Origin of the sequence: Flavobacterium branchiicola (assembly GCF_018383905.1) — a bacterium.
Classification (GTDB): Bacteria; Bacteroidota; Bacteroidia; order Flavobacteriales; family Flavobacteriaceae; genus Flavobacterium; species Flavobacterium branchiicola.
Map to the genome: position 1 here is coordinate 393,993 of NZ_JAGYWA010000002.1, position 22,840 is coordinate 416,832.

Consider the following 22,840-nt stretch of genomic DNA (forward strand, 5'->3'; position numbering starts at 1 on the left):
AGGTAAGAATACAAAGCAAAAGTTGTTTATAAATAATTCGGATTCTAATACTTATTAATGTTAATTTTGATTCAAATTGTAAGGATTTTTTGAATATGAGGAATATTATTTTTGTTTTGCTCTTTGTGGTGTTAACCTCAGGAAGTTGTGAGAAAGAACATGAAGTTATACGATCATTTTGTTATTGGAAAACCAACCTGGTTTTCGATAAACAGGATGATTCTTTAATGCAGAATTTGAACGTAAAGCATATGTATGTACGCTTTTTCGATATTGATTGGAATCCTTATGCCAAGGAGCCATTGCCTGTTGCGACCATTTATGATATAAGATTAAATGATAGCAAACCTGATATAACGCCAAGTATATTTATAACAAACGAAGTGGTTTTGCAATCTAATAAGCAACAATTGGATAGTCTGGCAGTTCGAATTGCTAAGCGTGTGAATCAGATTGGAGTAAAAATGAATGAAGTGACGGCCGATAAAAATACAAACGCAATTGTTTATCCACAGGATTATTATAAAAACGAAAATTATAAACGTCTTAATTACGATTCGGTAAAATCTATAGAATTAGCAAAATTAAAAGTCGATTTTAAAGAGATTTTAATTGATTGCGACTGGACGCAAAAGTCCCAAAAGAATTATTTCTATTTATTGAAACAAATCAAAAAAGAATATCCGGCAGCAAAAATTGCGGCAACAATACGACTCTGGCAATATAAATATGCTGAAAAAGCGGGAACACCGCCAGTAGATAAAGGTTTGCTAATGTGTTATAATTTGTCGAAACCGGATGATTTTAAAGCTAAAAATTCAATCGGGACAAGTGAAGAATTAGCACAATACATTACCCATGATAAATACAAATTAAAGCTCGATATTGCTTTGCCGCTGTACAGTTGGGCAGTAGTTTTTAGAGGAGATCAGTTTAAAGGAATCTTATCCGATTATGATCAATTGAGAAATGACAGTCTTAAAGTGAAAAAGATTTCGGACTCTAAATATATCCTTCAGGACGATGTTTTAATTGGACAAACCTATTTGCGAAATGGTGACGAAATCAGAATTGAGAAAATTTCTGAAGAGGAACTCGAGAAAATGATTTCGATTGTAAAAAGTAAAATTCAGATTGATAATCAAACTAAAGTCACGTTTTTCTCTTTTGATAAAAAATACATTAACGATTATGGAATTCCAAATATCTCAAATTATTATGCGCGTTTTTAGTAGCCTTCTATTCGTTTTAAGCTTTCAGGTTTCTTTTGCCTGTGGTTGGAGTGTTTCGCCCGAAACCAGTCGTTTGGCTTTATTTAAAGCACAACGTGAAGGCTTTTTTAAACTTACGCCGTTTTATTATTCTGCAGATTATTACTATTCGACGAACACTGTTTCCGAAGTTGATCAGGAATTGAATTGTTTAGAATGGAAGAAAAAATTAGGAAATCAGATTGATCCTAAAGATATTCATACTATTTTGTATGAAACAGATTCTGAGCAATTTGAAACCGCTTTTGAAAACAAATCGCTAAAAAAAGCATTTGAAAAAAACACTTTTATTGAGGCGTTGTTATTGCCAAAAAATAAAGCTTTTTTAAATTATATAGTATTTGCTAAAAAGCTGGAATACAATAGCAATATAGAGGTGAAATGGGAATCCTGGTCGCAAATTGGTTATGGAAGTAAAGACCATAAACTTGCGGAGGTGACCGATTTTGAAAAGAGAATAAAAGCCGCAAAAGATACTTTCCTGAAACAGCGTTATGCTTTTTTAACTTTGAGATATAGTTTTTATGCTCAGGATAAAAGTGAAGTAATTCGTTTATATGATACTTATTTTACAGAAAAGGATAACACTATTTTAGCACCTTGGGCCTTATATTATAAAGCATTGTGTATTGATGATTTTACAATGCAAAATTATTTATTAAGTAAAGTTTTTGCTGCTTGCGAAGAAAAATCGTTTGCTGTCCTGCAACATTATAATTGGAAATTAACCGCAGAAACGCTAGCCTTAGCACAAAACGATGAAGAGCGAAGTGTAATTTTAGCTATAGAAAGTTTTCGAAACCCCGCACCGGACTTAAAAACAATTGAAGAAATCTATAAGTTAAGCCCAAACAGCGTCAATTTGAGTTTTTTAATCGGAAGAGAAATTAACAAACTAGAAGACTGGATTTTTACGCCACAATATACCAATAACGGCAGCCCGTCGGTTGTTTTTGACGGAACAGTCTGGTATGATAATTATGCTAAAGCAAAAGAAGAAAATTTCAACAAAGATATTTTGCATTTAAGAGCATTAGAGTATTTCTTGATTTCTATACGGGAACAAACATCAGGAGAACAAAAAGACTATATTACAGCTGCCATAGCGCAACTTTGCTTTATAGATGATCAGGTTGAAGAAGGAAAAAAATATACTAATATGATTTCTGATAAAGCCAATGCATCGATACAAATGCAGAAAAATATTCAATTGGCTTTGGTATCATTAAAACAAGACGATTTAAAAAGTGAGAAAGTGCAAAATCAGCTTTTCACTTATTTTGATTCCGTTGAAAATCTGGTTGAAACGGATTACGGATTGTTTAAGAATCTATACAGTTTGTATAGAATTGCCAGTGCCGACTTTTCGAAAAAAGGAGATCGCGTTTCAGCAGGTTTATTAATGATGAAATCGGATCTTAAAAACGAAGGAGAATATTCTGTTTACAATAATCCGTATTATTACAGTTACATCGGTTACTTTGACCGCAGTGCAACGACAAAAGATATTGATCGATTAATAGCATTAAAAGAAAAAGAAGATAAAACGCCTTTTGAGAAATATATTTGCTCGGGAACAATTGCTCCGGACATTAATTATTATAAAGATCTGAAAGGAACCATCGCTTTTAGAAACAATAATTTAGAATTAGCTCTTGAAACTTTTGCGAGTATGCCGAAAGATTTTTGGGATAAAAACTATGAGTTTAAAAATTATTTAAACGAAAATCCTTTTGCACCCAAAATTCTCCAAAAAGATAAAGAACGCAAATTTGATTATCATTTCAATAAAGCCGATTTTATTGCGAAACTTATTCAATTGAAGAAGCAGAATACAGCCACAAGCAATTTACAATTAGCCCACGCTTATTTTAATGTGTCTTATCTTGGGAATTCCTGGATGATGGTCGCGTATGACTGGACCTCTGGAGAATCGTATGTTGATTATGTTTATGGAGATAATTCTGAGCTTGAAAAGAGTTATCAAAAAGGCAATTATTATAGTTTAACAATGGCTAAAATGTATTACGAAAAAGCCCTGAAGATGTCTAAAAATAATAATGAAAAAGCGTTAGCCAGTTTAATGATTTTTGAATGTAATTATTACAATCATTATGCTAATGTGATTTCTGCCGAGGAAGAAGAGAAAAATCCGTTTAAAGCAGGGCAGGAGTTAGTTAATTTTTATTCGGTTTACAAAACAACGCCAACATTTAAAAAGTACAATTGTCCGCTTTTGAAATCATTTATTAATTAGCTTTTAGAGTTATGAGTTATGAGTTATGAGTTATGAGTGGAATTGGAAAATAAAAAAAGCGTTCGATATGCGAACGCTTTTTTTATAGGGATTTCAAAATCTAAAATTAGATTGCCGTTACGATTGCTAAGAAATCGTCTGCTTTTAAAGCAGCACCTCCAATTAAACCACCGTCTACGTCTGGTTTAGAGAAGATTTCTTTTGCGTTATCCGGTTTTACAGAACCACCGTATAGGATAGAAACTTCGTCAGCGATTTCAGCTCCGTAAGCTTTACGAACAACTTCTCTGATAAATTCGTGCATTTCCTGAGCCTGTTCTGGCGAAGCAGTTTCTCCCGTTCCAATAGCCCAAACTGGTTCGTAAGCTAAAACAACTTTAGACCATGATTCTTTTGAGATTTGAAATAATCCGTCACGTAATTGATTTTCAACAATGTTGAAATGATTTCCAGACTGACGGTCTTTTAATTCTTCTCCAAAACAGAAAATAACTGTCATATCATGTTTTAACGCAGTATCAACTTTGTTTGCGATTAAAGCATCAGTTTCATGAAAAATAGCTCTACGCTCAGAGTGACCAAGAATTACAGTGTTTACACCAATACTAGTTAACATGTCTGCAGAAATTTCTCCTGTAAAAGCACCACCTTCTGCCTGGTGAACGTTTTGAGCAGAAACACCAATTGTAGTGTTTTTTACTTTTGCAACCGCAGCTTGTAAGTTTACAAACGTTGGAGCTACAATTACTTGTGCAGTAGTTTTTGCAGGTATTTTAGTGATTAACTCGCTTAATAATTCTTCAGTCTGTGCTGCGTTTTTATGCATTTTCCAGTTTCCTGCAACAATCTTTTTTCTCATTTTGGTAGTTTTTATTATTCTTTTAATTTTTGTTTTAAATAAGTCGGCGAATTATTCGTATTGTGTAGTTTTTACCGCCTCATTGATTTTATCAAAATCAGTTTCAATAGCACGGTATAGTACAATAGTACCCGTTCTGTCAATAACAATATATCTTGGAATCCAGTCTAAATCAATTGCTTTTCCAAAAACACCTTTCATACCGTCATTCATCATAAAATGATCTCCTTTTAATTCGTGTTTTTCAATTCCTGCTTTCCATTTGTCAGCCGTTTTATCAGCAGAAAGGAATAAGTAAGATACATTCGGATTTGCAGCTTGTAATTCTTTTAGTTTTGGCATCGCTTTTACACAATCTCCACACCATGAAGCCCAAACCTCAATAACCAGATTTTTTCCTTTGTATTTTTTTAAAATGTCTTTAAACGCAACCTGGCTTCCGTCTGTTGCTAATAATTTTTCTGATAACGCCTCTTTAGAAAAACTTGTTTTCTGCGCTTGAGAACAAGAAAATGTAATAAATGCGATAACGATTAGGGCTAATTGTTTCATATAAGTTTCTATTTTTATTTTAATACTGAATTCACAAAGTTAAACAAACAAATGGAATGCCAATTCCAGATTAACAAAATTTCAAGACTAGCTTATTTTATAACAAAACGGGAAATTTAGGTTAGAAAATACCAAATGAAATCGTAATAGTTGAGCGTAAAACCGCCTGTTTTTCAAAATGTTTTTTCTAATGACTACAAAAATGAAGAAGATTTTTATTTCTCAGAAAAAATTTACGGCAAAAAAACGTCAGATTTTCATAAAAAAGCCTTCAATAAATAATTTCATTGAAGGCTTAAGTAATTTTAGTCGTAATTTCCGTTTGCCCATTTTTTACTTGGAGCAATCCAATTGTCTGCGGCTTTGTACAAAAAGCCATGTTTTAGACCAGTGTTAAGTTCAATTTCTTTAAAATGAATTATATTGCATTTGGAAGTTTCCTTTCTTTTGATGGCAGAAACGCCGTAAATATCTGATTTTTCGTAAATCGTTAAAATATTTCCGCAGAAATTAATATCCGGAATTTCGGTAATATCCTGATCCCTGAAACAACCAATAAAAACAAAATTTACATCTGGATTTGCCAGATAAGTAGAAACATATTGAGCAATATAACCACCTTGTGAAGTTCCGATTACCGTAATATGATTGGATGGAGTGCCTTTTTTTATAAGCGCTTTAATTTGTTTTACAATCTTTTCTGCATAGTCAGCAGAATTGGTGTTTTTCTTTCTTTTTTCACTAAAAACAATAAAGTTATCTTTTCTGAAAGAGGCTAAAATCTCATTGTATTCTGCCTTACCATATTCTGGATGAGCAACACTTAGATCGTTATCTTCTACAAATTTGTTATGAAAAAAGAAGATATAGCGTTGATCGGCATTTTTTGTTTTATCCTGGCTAAATCCTATTATGCTAAAAAGCATAATGATTAAAAAAGGAAGTTGTTTAAAGTTTTGGTTCATCATTTTAGTTTATTGGTTGGTATTAAGTGGATAAAAAAAAGGCGTTAATATATCTAGAATATAGAATATTAACGCCTTATTATATTATTTAGTATTCTTAAATACCGTATGCAACATCTGATAATTCTAATTTATCGACGTCATTATAATGTACTTTTTGTACTATTGTTCCTTTATGTAAAACTACAATACTAGGGTTTGCTCTTTCGATAGTTTTAAGCGCTGTAGCATCGCAGAAATAGAAATCAACATCTAGTCCGTAAGTTTTTTTAGCCTTTGCAATTTCATCAGCACCAGAAGCCGTCATAGCAACTACTTTGTAACCTTTTGCTTTGGCATCTGCAGTTACTTTAGCTAATTTTTTCATACCGGCAGGTTCTGATAAAGTCAAATCGTAAGTAACAAAAATCACCAATTTAGGTTCTTTTAATAATTCTTCTTTATAATCAGAATCCTCTTTTGTCATTGTAAAATCATGAATTGGCGGTACATAACCTTCTGTAATTACTTTGTCTTTACGATCAACAAAAGTCGCGCCTTCAGGAATATTCATTAAATCTTTCTCCGTAAATTCTTTATCAACACCATTTACTTTGTAGATAAAAATCATTTCTACCACAGATTTTGGAGCACCTTCAGGAATTTCCATTCCTTTCTCGATATTAGTTCCAACTTTGTACGGACGGAAATCTTTTAAAGGATTATGATTTAAAACCCAAACTGCCATAAATGCGCATAAAACAACACTTACATAAACTGCAAAATTGGTTTGAGGTGTTGAAAATAAAGGCTTAATTAATTTTTGATTGATGAATAAAATCAAAATAAAGAATAACAAAACAACATCTTTGGTGAAAGATTGCCAAGGTGTTAAGTGTAAAGCGTCTCCAAAGCATCCGCAATCTTTTACTACATCAAAATAAGCAGAGTAGAAAGTAAGGAAGGTAAAGAAAACAATTAAAAGCAGTAAAGCCCAAATCGTCAGTTTTGATTTGTATCCAACCAAAAGCATTACACCCAAAACTACTTCCAGAATCACTAAAATAATAGCTAATCCTAAAGCCAATGGCTCTAAGAAAGGCATGTTGAAAACAGGTTCACTGAAGTATTCGGCTAATTTATAAGAGAAACCAACAGGATCATTTAATTTGATTAATCCGGAAATGATAAATAAAACACCGACAAATAATCGGGAGAATTGGGTAAGGATGTTTTTCATAAAAATATAAAATTTTTAAAATTCCAATTTTTTAAAACCCCAAATCCCAAAATCATGTCGGAAAATTGGAATTTGGAATTTAAAATTTGGAATTTTATTTAGTAATAGGATTTAATATCAAAGCAAAAACGGAATAATTAATCATATCCTGATAATTGGCGTCGATACCTTCAGAAACGATTGTTTTTCCTTTATTATCTTCGATTTGCTTAACGCGAAGAAGCTTTTGCAGAATCAAATCAGTCAGTGAGCTTACACGCATATCACGCCATGCCTCACCGTAGTCGTGATTTTTGGCTTCCATTAATTCTTTGGTCAGTTTAACTTTAGCATCATATAATTCAGTTGCTTTTTCAACGTCAAGATCCGGTTGGTCAACAACGCCAAGTTCCAGCTGAATCAAAGCCATGATAGAATAATTGATGATTCCGATAAATTCTCCTTTTTCGTCTTCATCCACTTTACGGACTTCGTTTTCCTGTAAACTTCTAATTCTTTGCGCTTTTATAAAGATTTGATCCGTTAGTGATGGCAATCTTAAAATTCGCCACGCACTGCCGTAATCTGTCATTTTATTGATAAACAAGGTTCGGCAAACCGCGATTACATTATCAAACTCTTGGGAAGTATTCTTCATTTATATGCTGTATATTTGCTAAAATTTCTTCAAAAATAGGTATAAAATTAAATAGTTTCAAGTTTCAGGTTTTCTTTGTTTCAAGTTTTTTCTTAACAAAGTGTTAATGGAACTAGAATGTGAAAATGTTTAAAGTTTCATGTTTCATATTTCATGTTCTGGAAACACGCAATCTGCTTCAACTTGAAACTTTCAACTTGAAACAAAAAAATAAACAAAATGCTGATAAACTGCAAAGGTGAACTTATAGATTTATCGATTCCAAAAGTAATGGGAATCCTGAATGTTACTCCGAATTCTTTCTTTGATGGCGGAAAATATAAAAACGAAGACGAAATTATTTCGCAGGTTGATAAAATGCTGTCAGAAGGAGCAACTTTTATTGATATTGGAGCGTATTCAAGTAAACCAAGTGCCGAATTTGTGACCGAACAAGAAGAAATAGACCGAATTGTTCCCGCAATAGAATTGATTTTAAAGCATTATCCAAACGCATTATTGTCAATTGATACTTTTAGAGCAGAAGTAGCAAAAGCAAGTATAGAAAGCGGTGCAGCGATTATTAATGACATTGCCGCAGGAGAATTGGACGAGAAAATGTTTGATGTAATTGCGCATTATAACGTTCCGTACATTATGATGCACATGCGTGGGAATCCACAAACAATGCAGAGTTTGACGCATTATGATGATATTATAAAAGAAATGCTTTTCTATTTTTCAGAAAAAGTAAAAAAAGCAAGAAGTTTAGGTATTAATGATTTGATTTTAGATCCGGGATTTGGTTTTGCCAAAACAACCAATCAGAATTATGAAGTAATGCAAAAAATGGAACTTTTTAATCTTTTAGAATTACCCGTTTTAGCTGGAATTTCGAGAAAATCGATGATTTATAAAACACTGGATATTACTGCGCAAGAAGCTTTAAACGGCACAACTTTCTTAAATACAATTGCTTTGATGAAAGGAGCGAAAATTCTTCGTGTTCATGATGTTAAAGAAGCTTTGGAATGTGTTACTTTGTTTGGTAAAATGAATTATTAAATATTTGTCTTTATTTTATAATGGAAGAACTTGATAAAATTGAAAAAGAAAGTAATTTCATTTTTCCTTTAATTTATAAAAAATTTTATATTGAATGTGATATTTCAACTCCTAAAGGATTTGTGGGAACTGATTTGTTTAATAAATATAAAGAATTAAATATTTGGGCACTAGAATTAATAAATGAAGATAGAACAGATAATTTTTTAACAGATACAGATTTTGTTTTTATGATGCATCAAGGTTATATGTTTTGGTATTTTAATGCTAATGGAGAAATAAATCCAAATGTTTTTTTTTATGAAGAAGGAATGTTATTTCCAAAAAAAATAGATTTTTTAGATTGTTTTCTACTAAATTATCCTAAAATCTATTAGCTTAAAAATCTATTAATTATGAAATACTTTTCTCTACTTATAATTTGCTTTCTATTTTCATGCGAAAAAAAACAAGACGTTCTACTCCCAAAATCAAATGTTTCAATCGTAAAAGATGTACAGGATCATTCGCCAATTTATCTTTTCTTTAAAGTTGAAGGAAAAGACACAATAGCCGATTTAAACCGAAAAAGTGCCATTATTTCAACCAATTGGATTTTTAATATCGATAAGCGTTTGCCATTGAAATTGGTTATGCCACAGGTTATCAAAATGCAGGAAAAGAAAAGAGCAGACAGCGCACATAAAAACGAAAATGCTGAAAATTATTATTCTTACGCCGATTCTATCGGAAAGAATTTGGCCTTTCTGCCTTTCACAAAAGTGTATTATAAAATGGAAAAACCTGCTAAAGGAAATTTTGTAGTATTTTTTAAGAAAGGGAAAAAACAGGTTTTGATTGGAGATAAGGAAATAAAGATATCAGAAATATTGCAACTTTTTTACAGCATCAAGTTTGAGAGAGTACCAGATTTGGTATTTTTATTTGATAAGGATATGAGTTATGAAGAATATATTCAATACAAAATTCTACTACAAAAACATGTGACCCACAATCTTGATAAACTTCCGGTAGAATTCATCTTCTAACTTGAAACAAATAAAACCTGAAATAAAATTTTATTGGTGATGATAAGGTTCATTGCGTAAAATCGTGAAACCTCTGTACAATTGTTCAATAAAAAATAAACGCACCATTTGATGTGAAAACGTCATTAGCGAAAGCGAAACTTTTCCTTGTGCTTTTTTATATACTGTTTCAGAAAAACCGTATGGTCCGCCAATTACAAAAACCAAAGTTTTTACACCGGAATTCATTTTCTTTTGTAATTCTTCTGAGAAACCTACACTCGAGAAGTTTTTTCCGTTTTCATCCAATAAAATCAATTGATCTGTTGCAGAGAGTTTAGAAAGAATTAATTCTCCTTCTTTTTCTTTTTGCTGACTTTCAGATAAGTTTTTTACATTTTTAATATCCGGAATAATCTCCAGGTCAAATTTGATGTAAAAAGACAAACGTTTGGTGTAATCGTCAATCAAAGTTTGAAGCGATTTGTTATCTGTTTTGCCTATGGCGATAAGTTTTATATTCATAATTTAGTTTGCCACGAATTACACGAATTGGCACGAATTTAATTTAAAAATAATTCTGTGTAAATCTGTTTAACCCGTTTAATCTGTGGGCTATTTTTGATTCTCAAAAACCGTTTCAAAATGCTCTACAATCGGAAACGGTTCATAATAATGATGTAAAATCTTTTTCCACTCCAAATAAGCTTCAGAAGTTCTGAAACCAACTGTATGGTCTTCTAAAGTATTCCAGTCCACTAATAAAAGATATTTGTTTTCGATTTCAAGACATTTTTCCAAACGATGTCCGAGATAACCTTCAATTGATGAAATGTATTGACTTGCCTTAGCGAAATCAGCCTCAAATTGAGAAGCTAATTCTGGTTTTACATAAAGAAATGCTGCTTCTAGAATCATGGTTTAGCATATTCTAGACCTGACAGGTTTTTAAAACCTGTCAGGTCTAATGGTTATAATTTAGTTTTTAGAAAACTTCGCTTCAAAAGCTTTAAAACGAGTATCTAAATCTTTTAGTAGTTGTTTCTTAACCGAAGTATCCTGAATAAAACTATAATTGATACTGTTGTAAACGTATTTCTTGATCGTTTCGTAATTCACATCCTTATATCTGTTTGCCAACAAAACATATTGTTCGGTCATACTGCTTCTTAAAATTCCGGCATCATCGGTACTAATTACAATTGGAACATTAAATTCTTTGTAAAGTGTAAAAGGATGTCTGTTATCTTTAACTTTCAAAATAAACTCGTTACTCGCTAAATTAATCTCAATCGGAATAGTATTTTTTGCCATATATTTCAATAAATCATATGAATTTGCTTCGTAAGCGATATCAACTCCGTGACCAATTCTGTTGGCTCCGGCAATATAAATTGCATCGTTAATATGCCACGTTAAATCTTCCGGCTGAACTAAGCCTAAAGTCAATTCGCCTGCGTGAAGCGTGTATTTTACATCAGGGAATTTCGAATGGCAATATTTAAACATTACCATATGCAACCAGTAATCTTTCATTGAATTTTCGCCGTGTTCCGGAGAAACGATATTCACACCTGCAACCAATTTACTATCGTTTGCGGAGATAAAAGCAATGCTTAAGTTTTTGAATAAATCTACCGGATCCATAAAACGAAGCACAAAGTTTTGATAACGCATGGTGAATTTTTCATCATCCATTTTTAAGTCTTTATGCAGTTTCGCAATGAAATTATTGTTGAAATCTAAAGCATATTTTTTTGCCTCTTTCTGTTGAATTGCTTTATACAAATCGTCTAAAAGTTTTAAGACCGCTTTTTCATCTTTTTGAGAAGCAGCCTGACGAAGTTTTGTATTGAAATCATTTAAATCGGAAACATTCATATCGCATGGAATTGTCGATAATTGTGTTTCGATATAACTTACATTTTCAGCAATGGCACGTTTTTTAAGTTCGAGCATTCCTTCTGCAAAATGACCTTGAATAGTTGGCTCAAATTTCATGAAAGAGTCGAAGAACAAATCATCAGAAGGAACTGAGCCATTATAATCTTTAGCCGACCAGGTTTGCATAATTTGTTGTTGATAGTAATCTAGTTTGCCTTGATTTTTTATAGAGGAGAAGGTTTGCCAGTTTCCATTGGCAGGTTTCGTTTTAGAAACTGCCATAGTTTCTATATTTAAATAAAAATCTTCCGCAATTGCTCTTTCTAAAAGCGGTTCTGCATAAACTGATCCTGAAAAATGGTGGTGTAAATCGCCTCCTTTTGGCATTTGTTGAAAAAAAGCTGTTAAGAGAGCTTCATTATTTCTGATTTTTTCTAAATAACTTTCAGCCGATTGAGAAAAGCCGATTTGTGCCATAAAAATACAGAAAAGCGTAATTATCCTTGTCATACTCTAAGTTTAAATTACATGCAAATATACGACTTTCTGCGGAGATTTTAAAATGGAATTTTGTTGCGGGGGATTTTACCGCAAAGCACGCAAGGTATTTTTTATATACTTAGCTTAATATAACCGCAAAGTTCGCAAAGCTTTATCAAAAAAACTTTGCGAACTTCGCGTAACCCTTAGCGTCCTTTGCGGTTAAGAAACTTAGAACCTTAGCATCTCAGAACCTTAGTAACTTTAAGAAAAAAGTACATCATGTATTTCAGGAACCTTATCAAAAACGCTTTTAGCGAAAGGACAAAGCGGAATGATTTTTAAGTTGTTTGCTCTTGCGTATTCTACACTAGCCATCACTAATTTTTTACCAACACCTTTACCATTAAAATCCGGACTAACTTCAGTATGATCGATTATGAATTTAGAATCTCCTGCCCAGGTGTAAGTCATTTTTCCGGCTTCTTTTCCGTCTTCTAGAGCTTCAAAATAGCCTCTTCTTGTATCGTTAATTTGTTGAATTTCCATTATTAAGTTATATTAATGTCGTTTTAATTTCGATTGAATGCGTTAGTGTTTTATGAATCGGACAACTATTTGCAATCGTTTCTAATCTTTGTCTTTGTGCTTCGTCGACCTCGCCAATTACCTCAATTTTTCTCGTGAATGAGGTACAATTTCGCTCAGAATCTCTTTCAAAATCAATTTTAATATTGATTTCTTCAACGTTCCATTGTTTGCGATTGATGTACATTCGTAAAGTAATTAAAGTGCATGAAGCCAATGAAGATGCCAAAAGCTCAGTTGGATTTAAACCTAAGTTTTTGCCACCCAATTGTTGCGGTTCGTCAGAAATTAGAATATTTCCACTTGCAGAAGTTATTTCGGTGCGATATAAACGGGTGTCTATTTTTGCTGATACTGTATTCATAATTATTTCATTCTTGGTTCAGGTAATGGAACAAATTCGGTTTCGCCTGGAACTTTTGGGAAAGTCTGAGCTGTCCAGTCTTGTTTGGCTTTTTCGAGAAGGTTTTTGTCAGAAGAAACAAAATTCCAAAAGATAAAATGTTCTTCAGGAAAAGGTTGTCCGCCAAAAATATAAACGGTTGAATTTGCACTAATTTCAAATTCACAAAGTGTACTGTCGGTTGTAATCAAAATTTGTTTCGGATCATAAACATGTTCACCACTTTTAATACTTCCTTCTAAAATATATAAACCGCTTTCTCCAAAAAGATGGCTTCCAATATTGATTTTTTGAGCTTCCTTGCTTTTAATTTCAATAAAATACAACGGACTGTAAACAGGAACCGGAGATTTTTTTCCGAAAGCTTCACCGGCAATTAGTTTAAATGAAACGCCATTTTCTTCCCAAGCTGGAATATCCTGCGCTTCAACGTGAGTGAAGTTTGGATCCATTTGCTCTAATTCTTTCGGAAGAGCTACCCAAATCTGTAATCCGTGAAGCATTTTGTCTGAATGTCTCAAATATTCTGGAGTTCTTTCAGAGTGAACAATTCCTTTTCCGGCCGTCATCCAGTTTACAGCGCCTGGTTTTATTTCTAATTCAGTTCCTAAACTATCGCGGTGCATAATGCTTCCTTCAAATAAAAAAGTAAGTGTAGAAAGTCCTATATGTGGGTGCGGAGGAACATCCATATTTTCATGGTCGCTTAAATGTGCAGGCCCCATATGATCGATAAATACAAATGGCCCAACGGCTCTTTTTTCACGGAAAGGCAATAATCTGCCCACCATAAAATTGCCAATATTGGCAGCACGTTCTTCGATAATTAAATTGATATTTGACATGTGGTATTATTTTGATTTAAAAACAAAATTACAGTTGTGATGTTAGTCTGTAACTTAATTTAGATTAAGAAAAGTTGTTTTTAGTATTATCTATAAAAGTAATTAAAAAGTCTAATTTATTCAAATTCCTCTTTTTAATTTCGTTATCGCATTTATTGTCAGACTGAGCGAAGTCGAAGTCTCACATGCTGAATCACTTTGCGGGACTTCGACTTCGCTCAGTCTGACAATACTGATATAGATTTCTTTTTTTTGAAATGACAAACTTGACGGTTAAAGCATAGAGGAAAGTGTGAAAATGATGTTTAATCAACCAATTCAAACTCCAAAACTTCACTTTCTGTCCCATTAATTATAATTGACAATTGATGAATTCCAGTATAAAAAACACGAGTCGTAATCAATTTAAAAGATTGATTCCTTTCAACCTTAGTTAATTGATTTGGATGATAGATTTTCTCGCTGATTTTGAAGACTTTTTTCGCCAGATGTCCTTTTGCTTTTTTGTAATGAACAGCATATTCCAGACGAATCGTTTTAGGTTCTTCATTTTTATTATTCAGATGAAAATGAAATTGCAAATAATCTCCAATTTTTACAGTTGGCGTTTTGATTTCAAAAGACGAAAGTTCAATATTACTACTTTCTAAACCATAATGACTTAAAATTTCAGGATGTCCTTGTTTTAATAAAGTTCGGCAGCCGTGTTTAATGATTCCGTCTGTTTCTTTAGTATGTCCTTTCCATTTTGAGGCGATTTCCAAAACAATTTCCGGATTATCTTTTACAATATCATTTAAATTATTGGCAACGCTTCTGCGAACATATTCTGAAGGATCATTTTTAAGGTTTTCTAAAATGGGAAGAATGGAAGTTGGGTCTTTTTTCAGAAACGGAATCGCCATTGCCCACGGTAATCTCGGGCGTGAACCCTCACTTGCCAATCGTCGCACGTGATGATTTTCATGTAAAGACCATTTGACCATTTCATCAATCATTTCTTCTTTGTATTTTAAAATGAAAGGGCGAACGGCAAACTCACAGCTTATAAATTGTGTTATAGAAACAAATGCTTTCGCCGAAGTTTTAAAATCGTCTAAACCATACATTTCGATATAATCGGCAAAAAAGATGAAGGCAAGATTACTATCAGCAAAATTGTTTTTCTTTAAGTTTTCAATGATTTTGTCAATTAAAAGAGTTGCTTCGGGAAAATTATGTGGCATAAACTGATGTAAAACAACTGTAGTGTGTTTCATGCGTTCTTTCCATTCTTTCTGTGCAAAATCACCTTCATAAATTGCTTCAATAAATTTTTGTTTATCGAATGTTGGATGCACTTCGGCGACAGCCTGACCAAATTTTTCGTAGAAAGTAACCGAGTATATATCTTTAATTAATGCCATAAATAATGCTTGATTGAACTTCAAAGATATTTAATGTTTATTGAATTTTCTACCATCAAGATAGTAAGTTTATTAAGATTTGTTGCTTAATTTTTCTTAATCAGTTGGTTGTTTAAAAAAGAAATATTTTAAATTCATTGTTTAATTAATGAGGAAAGAAGTAGCATTAAGAATTTGCACTTAATTTTCTTAATATCTTAATGGTTAAAAAAGAAAATTTTAATGTTTTGAAAAATTTTTCATGTTAAGGAAACTTTCAAATCCGTAAAATATATTTTAATTTAGCATATTATTAAAAATAGAAAAATGATAAGCGAAGCTCAATTTCAAGCAGAATTACAACTTTTGATCCGTAATGCCATTAGAGAAGATGTGGGGCCGGGCGATTACAGTTCGCTTGCCTGTATTCCTGATACTGCACACGGTCAGGCTAAATTATTGGTAAAAGATCAGGGAATTATTGCCGGAGTTGCAATTGCAAAAATGATATTTGAATTTGTTGATCCCAAATTAAAAGTAAAAACCTTTATTGAAGACGGAACTCATGTAGAATATGGCGATGTGGTTTTTGAAGTTTCGGGAAGTTCACAATCTATTTTAAAGTCTGAAAGAGTTGTTTTGAATACCATGCAACGTATGTCGGCAATTGCAACAAAAACGAGTCATTTGATGCAATTATTAGAAGGAACTGGTGCAAAAATACTGGATACAAGAAAAACGACTCCAAATTTTAGAGTGGCCGAAAAATGGGCTGTAAAAATAGGAGGAGGAGAAAATCATCGTTATGCGCTTTACGATATGATTATGCTAAAAGACAATCATATTGATTTTGCTGGGGGAATCACGCTTGCAATCAAAAAGACAAAAGAATATCTAAAAGCCAATAATCTCGATTTAAAGATTATAGTTGAAGCCAGAAATCTGGATGAAATTCGTGAGATATTATTAAGTGATGGTGTGCACAGAATTTTAATAGATAACTTTAATTATGAAGATACTAAAAAAGCAGTTGCTTTAATTGGTAAAAAGTGCCAGACAGAATCTTCAGGGAATATTAATGAAAAAACAATCCGCGAATATGGACTTTGCGGTGTAAATTATATATCATCCGGAGCTTTAACACACTCAGTTTACAATATGGATTTGAGTTTGAAAGCTTTTTAATAGCGTTATGAGTTTTGAGTTATAAATTATGAGTTAGGTAAAAAAAAAGCTAAAATCTAAACTCAACAATCTAAAATCAAAAATAATATGTCTAAAGAGATAGAAGACCGGATTGAGAAAATACCCGTGGTACGTTCTTTGGTTCGACTTTTAAAGAAAATAAAATTGCCTTGGCTGGAAGGTTTTTCATTGTATGATTTACTTGAAATGTACACTATCGGAATTATTGATGGTGCATTCTCCTATCATGCAAGTGCAGTTTCATTTAGCTTTTTTATGGCTTTATTTCCTTTTGCACTGTTTATTTTGAACTTGATTCCGTTTATTCCGATAGATAATTTTCAGGATGATTTTCTTCAGTTTGTGCAACAAGGAGTTCCTCCAAATACTTATGATGCGATAAGTAAAATTATCAGTGATATTTTAAATAATAGTCATTCAGGATTACTGTCGACGGGATTTTTGCTTTCGATATTTTTGATGGCAAATGGTATTAACGGAATTTTGAGTGGTTTCGAATCATCCAAACATGTTTTTGATAAACGTGGTTTTTTGAATCAGTATCTTGTCGCTTTGGCAATTTCACTGGTTATGACTATTATATTATTTGTAACCGTGGCAACAATTGTAGTTTTTGAGGTATTTATTCAAAAAACGATTATTCAGGATGTACTTAGTGACCGAATTCCGTTGATTATTTTGGGTCGATATTTGTTTGTTGTTTTAATGATTTTGATAACATCTTCAATATTATTACGTTATGGTACTAAGCAGTATAATAAAGTGCCGTTTATAAGTATTGGATCTGTTTTTACGACCATCTTAATTGTTATATCTTCGTTCTTTTTTGGGATTTGGGTTATAAAATTCTCAAAATATAACGAACTTTATGGTTCAATTGGTACATTATTAATTCTAATGTTCTACATTTGGATAAACTGTATGATTCTGCTTTTGGGGTTCGAACTGAATGCTACTATCAGAAAATTAAAACAAAAAAAAAATAAATAATATGAAAAATTGGATGTTAACTATTGGCGTTTTTTTCTTCGCCATGACAATGCAGGCGCAAAGTGTTGTTGGCAAATGGAAAACAATAGATGATGAAACAGGTGAAGCAAAATCTATTGTAGAGGTTTATGAAAAGTCTGGAAAAATTTATGGTAAAGTAGTAGAAATACTTCGTGAGAGCCACAAAAAAGATGTTTGTACTAAATGTGACGGTGCAGAGAAAAACAAACCAATTTTAGGAATGGTTATCATCAATGGTCTTAAAAAAGACGGAAGCGAATACAACGACGGAACTATTCTTGACCCAACAAATGGTAAAAAATACAAATGTTATATCACTTTAGATTCTGCAGATAAATTGAAACTTCGTGGATATGTTGGAATCTCTTTAATGGGAAGAACTCAATACTGGACACGCGTAAAAAACTAATTAAAATATAAATGCGAAAATTAGCTTCGATAGTTTTATTCTTAGTGATTTTTTCAAATACTTTTGGACAATCTAAGAATTCGCCATTACAAATAAGTCATCTTACAGGTGACTTTTATGTTTATAAAACGTTTCATGATTATAAAGGAACGTTGATTTCTGCCAATGCCATGTATCTGGTTACAGATAAAGGTATTGTTTTGTTTGATGCTCCATGGGATAAAACGCAGTTTCAGCCTTTGTTGGATAGTATAAAAGCAAAACACCATAAAGATGTAGTAATGGCTTTTGCAACTCATTCTCATGAAGATCGTGCCGGCGGACTGGATTTTTATAAACAAAAAGGAATTAAAACCTACACGATAAAATTAACAGACGAAATTCTTAAAAAGAATAAGGAAAAAACGGCTGAATTTATAATCCCGAATGATACCATTTTTACACTTGGAAAATATAAATTTGAAGTTTATTATCCAGGAAAAGGTCACGCACCGGATAATGTTGTGGTTTGGTTTGCTAAAGAGAAAATTTTATATGGAGGTTGTTTTGTAAAAAGTACCGTGGCTACAGATTTAGGTTATTTGGGTGATGCCGATGTAAAAGAGTGGCAGAAATCGATTAAAAAAGTACAGGCAAAATGTAAAAATCCAGTTTATATTATTCCGGGTCATGATGATTGGAGTAATATAGGATCTTTAAATCATACGCAGAAATTAGTTGATGAGTATCTGGCTCAGAAATCTTCAGGGAAGAAATAATTTTTATGCGTATATTTGAAACAGTATAAAGAGTGATGAAAATGACAGTAACCGATAAACATATACTTGAATCGTATTCAAATTTATTTGAGGGGCTTAGTTTTTCTAATAAAATTGAACTTATAGAAAGGTTGACAAAGTCAATAAAAAGTAATAAAGCCAAAGAAAATGATTTTTATAAATCATTTGGCGCATTTGCTTCAGAAAAACCTGCAGAAGATATTGTATCTGAAATTAAAGCTAATAGAAGTTTTAAAAATAAGGAAATTGATTTTTAATGGGTTATTTATTAGATACTAGTATTTGTGTTTTCTTTCTTAGGGGAAAACTTGATCTTGATAAAAAGTTTCGGGATGTTGGACTGGAAAATTGTTATATTTCCGAAATTACAGTTGCTGAACTTCGTTTTGGTGCTGAAAATAGCGAAGATCCAACAAAATCAAATAAAGCAGTTGATACTTTTTTGAAAGGACTAACAATAATTCCAATTTTTGGATCTATTAAAAGATATGCAGTAGAGAAAGTACGACTTAGGAAAATTGGCAAACCAATGAATGATGAATTTGATCTTTTAATTGGGGTTACTGCAATTGAAAATCAGTTAACTCTAGTTACTGATAATACTAAAGATTTTAAACTTTTAAATGGGATTCAAATGGAGAATTGGTTTGAAAGAAATTAATTGCTGCAACAAAATCTGCTAATCTTTAATTTTTGTTTTTCTTATAATTTTCTACATGTTTTTTATCGAAGTTATTTTACCGCTTTCCTTAGCAAAAACGTTTACATATCGTGTTTCTGAGGCTGAATTTCATTTCATTAAAAAAGGAATGCGGGTGGCGGTACCTTTTGGTAAAAGTAAAATATACACGGCTCTTGTATTGGATATTCATGAAAATGCACCAACATTATATGAAGCCAAAGAAATTCATCAGATCTTAGATGAGAAACCTATTGCAACCGAAATTCAGATTAAACACTGGCTTTGGTTGGCAAATTATTATATGTGTGGTATTGGTGATGTTTATCGTGGTGCTTTTCCGAGTGGATTATTACTGGAAAGTGAAACGATAGTTACGCATAAACCTGAAGTTGTTGTTAATGACAGCGAGCTTTCTGATGATGAGTTTTTGGTTTATGAAGCCTTACAGCATCAGAGTTCCTTGAAAGTTCAGGAAATCGCTTCGATTTTAAATAAGAAGAATATACTTCCGGTTCTTCAGAAATTAATGAATAAGGATATCATTGTTTTAGAAGAAGAAATAAAAGAAACCTACAAACCAAAACTGATTCGATATGTAAAATTACATTCGAAATACGAATCGGATAATGGTTTGGCGGAATTACTGGAAGTATTGAAAAGTGCCAATAAACAAAAGGAAATTGTAATGGCATATTTTCAGCTTAACGCTACGGAAAAAAAGCCAATTACAGTTAAAAAACTTACCGAGGTTTCGAATGTGACATCATCAGTTGTTAAGGCTTTAATTGAAAAGGAGATTTTTGAGGAGTATTTTCTACAGCATGACAGGGTTTCTTATAATGGTGAAAAGACCGAGAAAGAACTTACGCTAAGTGAAGCACAGGAAAATGCATTTTCTAAGATTAAAAATAACTTTTCAGAAAAAGAAGTTTGTCTGCTTCATGGCGTAACTTCAAGTGGGAAAACAGAAATCTACATTAAATTAATAGAAGAATATCTGGTAACAGGAAGACAGGTTTTGTACTTGCTTCCGGAAATTGCTTTAACGACTCAGTTGGTTTCACGTTTACGACTTCATTTTGGAGATAAAGTAGCTGTGTTTCATTCGAAATATAGTAATAATGAAAGGGTTGAGGTTTGGAGGCAAACACTTGAAAATTCTGAGAAAGCTCAAATTGTAATAGGAGCGAGGTCGGCCTTGTTTTTGCCTTTTAATGATCTAGGTTTGTTGATTGTTGATGAAGAACATGAGCAAACGTTTAAGCAAACTGATCCTGCACCGCGATATCATGCGCGCGACGCTGCAATTGTTTTGGCAAACCTGCATAATGCCAAAGTATTATTAGGTTCTGCAACTCCAAGTATTGAAACGTATTTTAATACGCAGATTGAAAAATTTGGTTTGGTTACGTTGACGGAGCGTTATAAAAATGTTCGAATGCCCGAAGTTCTTCTGGTTGATTTAAAAGATAAGCATTTCAGAAAAAAAATGACAGGTCATTTTAGTGACCTTTTGATAGAAGAAATAGCCGAGGCTTTGGCTTTAGGTGAACAGGTTATTTTATTTCAAAACAGACGTGGATATTCTCCTATAATAGAATGTATGACTTGTGGTCACGTACCGCATTGTCAGCAATGTGATGTTAGTTTGACTTTTCATAAAAATAAAAATCAGCTGCGTTGTCATTATTGTGGATATTCAATTGCAAAACCAACTAATTGTCACAGTTGTTCCAGTATCGATTTAACAACAAAAGGTTTTGGAACGGAGCAAATCGAACAGGAATTATTATCTCTTTTTCCGAAAGCAAAAACCGGAAGAATGGATCAGGATACAACGCGTGGAAAGTTTGGTTTTGAAAAGATCATAGATACTTTTAAAAATAGAGAAATTGATATTTTGGTCGGAACGCAAATGCTGGCCAAAGGTTTAGATTTTGATAATGTAAGTCTGGTTGGGATTATGAATGCAGATAATATGCTGCATCATCCTGATTTCAGAGCTTTTGAGCGTAGTTTTCAAATGATGACACAAGTCGCTGGAAGAGCCGGAAGATCTGAGAAACAAGGAAAAGTAGTAATTCAGACTTATAATCCAAATCACAATACAATTCAGCAAGTTACAGACCATAATTATATAGGTATGTATAAGGAGCAATTGTATGACAGACAAATCTATAAATATCCTCCATATTTCAGAATTATAAAACTGACTTTAAAACATCGTGAATTCGAAAAATTAAAAGAAGGGTCGATGTGGTTGTATCAGGTTTTGAGTCAGAATCTGAATATACCAGTTTTAGGACCGGAAGAACCGGCAATAAGCAGAATCAGGAATGAATACCTTAGAACTATATTGATTAAAATTCCGCAAAATCTGCATTTAGGGAATACAAAAAAAACTATTCAGAAAATGTTGAATAGTTTTGAAGCTGTCGCGCAGTACAGAGCTATAAAAGTTGTGGTGAACGTCGATTTTTATTAAGACGATGTAGATAATGCTTTAACTAAGTCCTCTTTTTTGTTTCGGCTTAACGGAATTTTGGTGATTCCAATTTCAGCGAACTTACTATTAAATCGTTCTACCTTATCAATATTAATAATGTAAGATTTGTGCACACGAATAAATTTGTCTTTCGATAAATCATTTTCGAAAGATTTCATTGTTGAAAGAACCAAATTGCTGTCATCTTCAGTAACTACCCTTACATAATCTCCAAAAGCTTCAATCCATTTGATTTTGGCAGTGAAAATTTTAAGTTTTTTAAGGTTGCTTTTGATGAAGATATGTTCTCCTTCTTCCTCTTTAACTTCTTTCTTAAGTAAATGCATATCGATTGCCCTTTTGACAGAAGCATTAAATCGATCAACGGCAATTGGTTTTTGCAGATAATCGGTAGCATCATAATCAAAAGCTTTTAAAGCATATTCAGCTTTAGAAGTGATAAATATAATTTGAGGTTTTGATTTTAGTCCGTCAAGGAAGTCAAAACCATTGATAACAGGCATTTCAATATCAAGAAATATTAAATCGATATTATTTAAAGAGATACAGCTTTTTGCTTCTATTGCATTAGAAAAGTCCCCGATTAAGTGCAAACCTGGGTGATTATTAACTAATTTTGCAATAATTGTCCTCTGTATAGAACTATCATCTACAACAACACAGTTTAGTTTCATAACATTTAAATTTAGAATAAATTCAGGATAGCAATAGTAAATGTATTATTTTTTTGTACAAAAAACTAAAATGAGCGACTATTTTTTGCATTATGACGAATAAAAGAAAATTTGTGTTGTATATTTAAATATAATGATTACTTTTGCACCCAATTTTAACAAATAAATATTGTATTT

Annotated in this window: 25 protein-coding genes; 12 read left to right on the forward strand and 13 right to left on the reverse strand. The window is 32.4% G+C overall.

The window, feature by feature from the left end; translation table 11 throughout:
• Window positions 1-95: 95 nt before the first annotated feature.
• Together KHA98_RS05320 and KHA98_RS05325 are read left to right on the forward strand one after the other, a co-directional pair.
• Window positions 96-1,232, forward strand: coding sequence for a hypothetical protein (locus tag KHA98_RS05320; protein WP_213256022.1), 1,137 nt, complete (start codon window positions 96-98; stop codon window positions 1,230-1,232).
• Complete coding sequence (locus KHA98_RS05325; protein ID WP_213256023.1) at window positions 1,192-3,528, forward strand: hypothetical protein; 2,337 nt, start codon at window positions 1,192-1,194, stop codon at window positions 3,526-3,528. The genes KHA98_RS05320 and KHA98_RS05325 overlap by 41 nt, the downstream gene beginning before the upstream one ends.
• Before the next feature lie 106 nt (window positions 3,529-3,634).
• Here the strand turns inward: KHA98_RS05325 and tpiA are convergent, their stop codons facing one another.
• The 5 genes from tpiA to KHA98_RS05350 form a co-directional block, all read right to left on the reverse strand.
• On the reverse strand, window positions 3,635-4,387 hold the full coding sequence (gene tpiA / locus KHA98_RS05330; RefSeq protein ID WP_213256025.1) for a triose-phosphate isomerase: 753 nt from the start codon (window positions 4,385-4,387) through the stop codon (window positions 3,635-3,637).
• Between the two features lie 51 nt (window positions 4,388-4,438).
• A complete protein-coding gene (locus KHA98_RS05335) occupies window positions 4,439-4,939 on the reverse strand; it encodes a TlpA family protein disulfide reductase (RefSeq protein WP_213256027.1) in 501 nt (166 codons plus the stop codon).
• A gap of 305 nt (window positions 4,940-5,244) precedes the next feature.
• A complete protein-coding gene (locus KHA98_RS05340; protein ID WP_317192564.1) occupies window positions 5,245-5,907 on the reverse strand; it encodes a lipase family protein in 663 nt (220 codons plus the stop codon).
• A 94-nt stretch (window positions 5,908-6,001) separates the two neighbouring features.
• Complete coding sequence (locus KHA98_RS05345) at window positions 6,002-7,123, reverse strand: BT_3928 family protein (RefSeq protein ID WP_213256029.1); 1,122 nt, start codon at window positions 7,121-7,123, stop codon at window positions 6,002-6,004.
• A 94-nt stretch (window positions 7,124-7,217) separates the two neighbouring features.
• A complete protein-coding gene (locus KHA98_RS05350; protein ID WP_213256031.1) occupies window positions 7,218-7,760 on the reverse strand; it encodes a DUF1599 domain-containing protein in 543 nt (180 codons plus the stop codon).
• Window positions 7,761-7,979: 219 nt separating this feature from the next.
• Between KHA98_RS05350 and folP the strand changes: the two genes are divergently transcribed.
• From folP to KHA98_RS05365, 3 genes are read left to right on the forward strand one after another with little or no spacing between them, the layout of a single operon-like run.
• Window positions 7,980-8,804 (forward strand): dihydropteroate synthase, encoded by an 825-nt coding sequence (gene folP, locus KHA98_RS05355; RefSeq protein ID WP_213256033.1) that lies wholly within the window; start codon window positions 7,980-7,982, stop codon window positions 8,802-8,804.
• A 20-nt stretch (window positions 8,805-8,824) separates the two neighbouring features.
• Window positions 8,825-9,181 (forward strand): SMI1/KNR4 family protein, encoded by a 357-nt coding sequence (locus KHA98_RS05360; RefSeq protein ID WP_213256035.1) that lies wholly within the window; start codon window positions 8,825-8,827, stop codon window positions 9,179-9,181.
• An 18-nt stretch (window positions 9,182-9,199) separates the two neighbouring features.
• Entirely contained in the window at window positions 9,200-9,832 is a 633-nt protein-coding gene (locus KHA98_RS05365) for a hypothetical protein (protein WP_213256037.1), read from the forward strand.
• Between the two features lie 30 nt (window positions 9,833-9,862).
• Here the strand turns inward: KHA98_RS05365 and rlmH are convergent, their stop codons facing one another.
• The 7 genes from rlmH to KHA98_RS05400 all read right to left on the reverse strand — a co-directional run bounded on the left by rlmH (window position 9,863) and on the right by KHA98_RS05400 (window position 15,417).
• Entirely contained in the window at window positions 9,863-10,336 is a 474-nt protein-coding gene (rlmH, locus tag KHA98_RS05370) for a 23S rRNA (pseudouridine(1915)-N(3))-methyltransferase RlmH (RefSeq protein ID WP_026729408.1), read from the reverse strand.
• Between the two features lie 90 nt (window positions 10,337-10,426).
• Window positions 10,427-10,729, reverse strand: coding sequence for an antibiotic biosynthesis monooxygenase family protein (locus KHA98_RS05375; RefSeq protein WP_213256039.1), 303 nt, complete (start codon window positions 10,727-10,729; stop codon window positions 10,427-10,429).
• A 60-nt stretch (window positions 10,730-10,789) separates the two neighbouring features.
• On the reverse strand, window positions 10,790-12,205 hold the full coding sequence (locus KHA98_RS05380; RefSeq protein WP_213256040.1) for an amidohydrolase family protein: 1,416 nt from the start codon (window positions 12,203-12,205) through the stop codon (window positions 10,790-10,792).
• 234 nt (window positions 12,206-12,439) lie between these two features.
• Window positions 12,440-12,724: a GNAT family N-acetyltransferase gene (locus KHA98_RS05385; protein WP_213256042.1), complete on the reverse strand. Its 285-nt coding sequence runs from the start codon at window positions 12,722-12,724 to the stop codon at window positions 12,440-12,442.
• 7 nt (window positions 12,725-12,731) lie between these two features.
• A complete protein-coding gene (locus tag KHA98_RS05390; protein ID WP_213256044.1) occupies window positions 12,732-13,127 on the reverse strand; it encodes an OsmC family protein in 396 nt (131 codons plus the stop codon).
• Window positions 13,128-13,129: 2 nt separating this feature from the next.
• On the reverse strand, window positions 13,130-14,011 hold the full coding sequence (locus tag KHA98_RS05395) for a pirin family protein (protein WP_213256046.1): 882 nt from the start codon (window positions 14,009-14,011) through the stop codon (window positions 13,130-13,132).
• A 305-nt stretch (window positions 14,012-14,316) separates the two neighbouring features.
• Complete coding sequence (locus tag KHA98_RS05400) at window positions 14,317-15,417, reverse strand: DNA alkylation repair protein (RefSeq protein WP_213256048.1); 1,101 nt, start codon at window positions 15,415-15,417, stop codon at window positions 14,317-14,319.
• Between the two features lie 306 nt (window positions 15,418-15,723).
• On the opposite strand from KHA98_RS05400, the gene nadC reads away from it, so the two are divergent.
• The 7 genes from nadC (at window position 15,724) to priA (ending at window position 21,968) form a co-directional block, all read left to right on the forward strand.
• Window positions 15,724-16,581: a carboxylating nicotinate-nucleotide diphosphorylase gene (gene nadC / locus KHA98_RS05405; protein WP_213256050.1), complete on the forward strand. Its 858-nt coding sequence runs from the start codon at window positions 15,724-15,726 to the stop codon at window positions 16,579-16,581.
• An 87-nt stretch (window positions 16,582-16,668) separates the two neighbouring features.
• Window positions 16,669-17,592, forward strand: a complete 924-nt coding sequence (locus tag KHA98_RS05410; RefSeq protein ID WP_213256052.1) for a YihY/virulence factor BrkB family protein — start codon at window positions 16,669-16,671, stop codon at window positions 17,590-17,592.
• Window position 17,593: 1 nt separating this feature from the next.
• Complete coding sequence (locus KHA98_RS05415) at window positions 17,594-18,022, forward strand: DUF2147 domain-containing protein (protein WP_213256054.1); 429 nt, start codon at window positions 17,594-17,596, stop codon at window positions 18,020-18,022.
• A gap of 11 nt (window positions 18,023-18,033) precedes the next feature.
• A complete protein-coding gene (gene bla-B1-FLAV / locus KHA98_RS05420; protein WP_213256056.1) occupies window positions 18,034-18,780 on the forward strand; it encodes a subclass B1 metallo-beta-lactamase in 747 nt (248 codons plus the stop codon).
• 41 nt (window positions 18,781-18,821) lie between these two features.
• Window positions 18,822-19,058, forward strand: a complete 237-nt coding sequence (locus KHA98_RS05425; RefSeq protein WP_213256058.1) for a hypothetical protein — start codon at window positions 18,822-18,824, stop codon at window positions 19,056-19,058.
• On the forward strand, window positions 19,058-19,462 hold the full coding sequence (locus tag KHA98_RS05430; protein WP_213256060.1) for a type II toxin-antitoxin system VapC family toxin: 405 nt from the start codon (window positions 19,058-19,060) through the stop codon (window positions 19,460-19,462). The genes KHA98_RS05425 and KHA98_RS05430 overlap by 1 nt, the downstream gene beginning before the upstream one ends.
• A gap of 55 nt (window positions 19,463-19,517) precedes the next feature.
• Entirely contained in the window at window positions 19,518-21,968 is a 2,451-nt protein-coding gene (gene priA, locus KHA98_RS05435; RefSeq protein ID WP_213256062.1) for a replication restart helicase PriA, read from the forward strand.
• On the opposite strand, the gene KHA98_RS05440 is transcribed toward priA, so the two are convergent.
• Window positions 21,965-22,663 carry a LytR/AlgR family response regulator transcription factor gene (locus tag KHA98_RS05440; RefSeq protein WP_026729423.1) on the reverse strand — a complete coding sequence of 233 codons (699 nt, stop codon included), beginning with the start codon at window positions 22,661-22,663 and terminating at the stop codon, window positions 21,965-21,967. The genes priA and KHA98_RS05440 overlap by 4 nt on opposite strands.
• Window positions 22,664-22,840 lie beyond the last annotated feature (177 nt).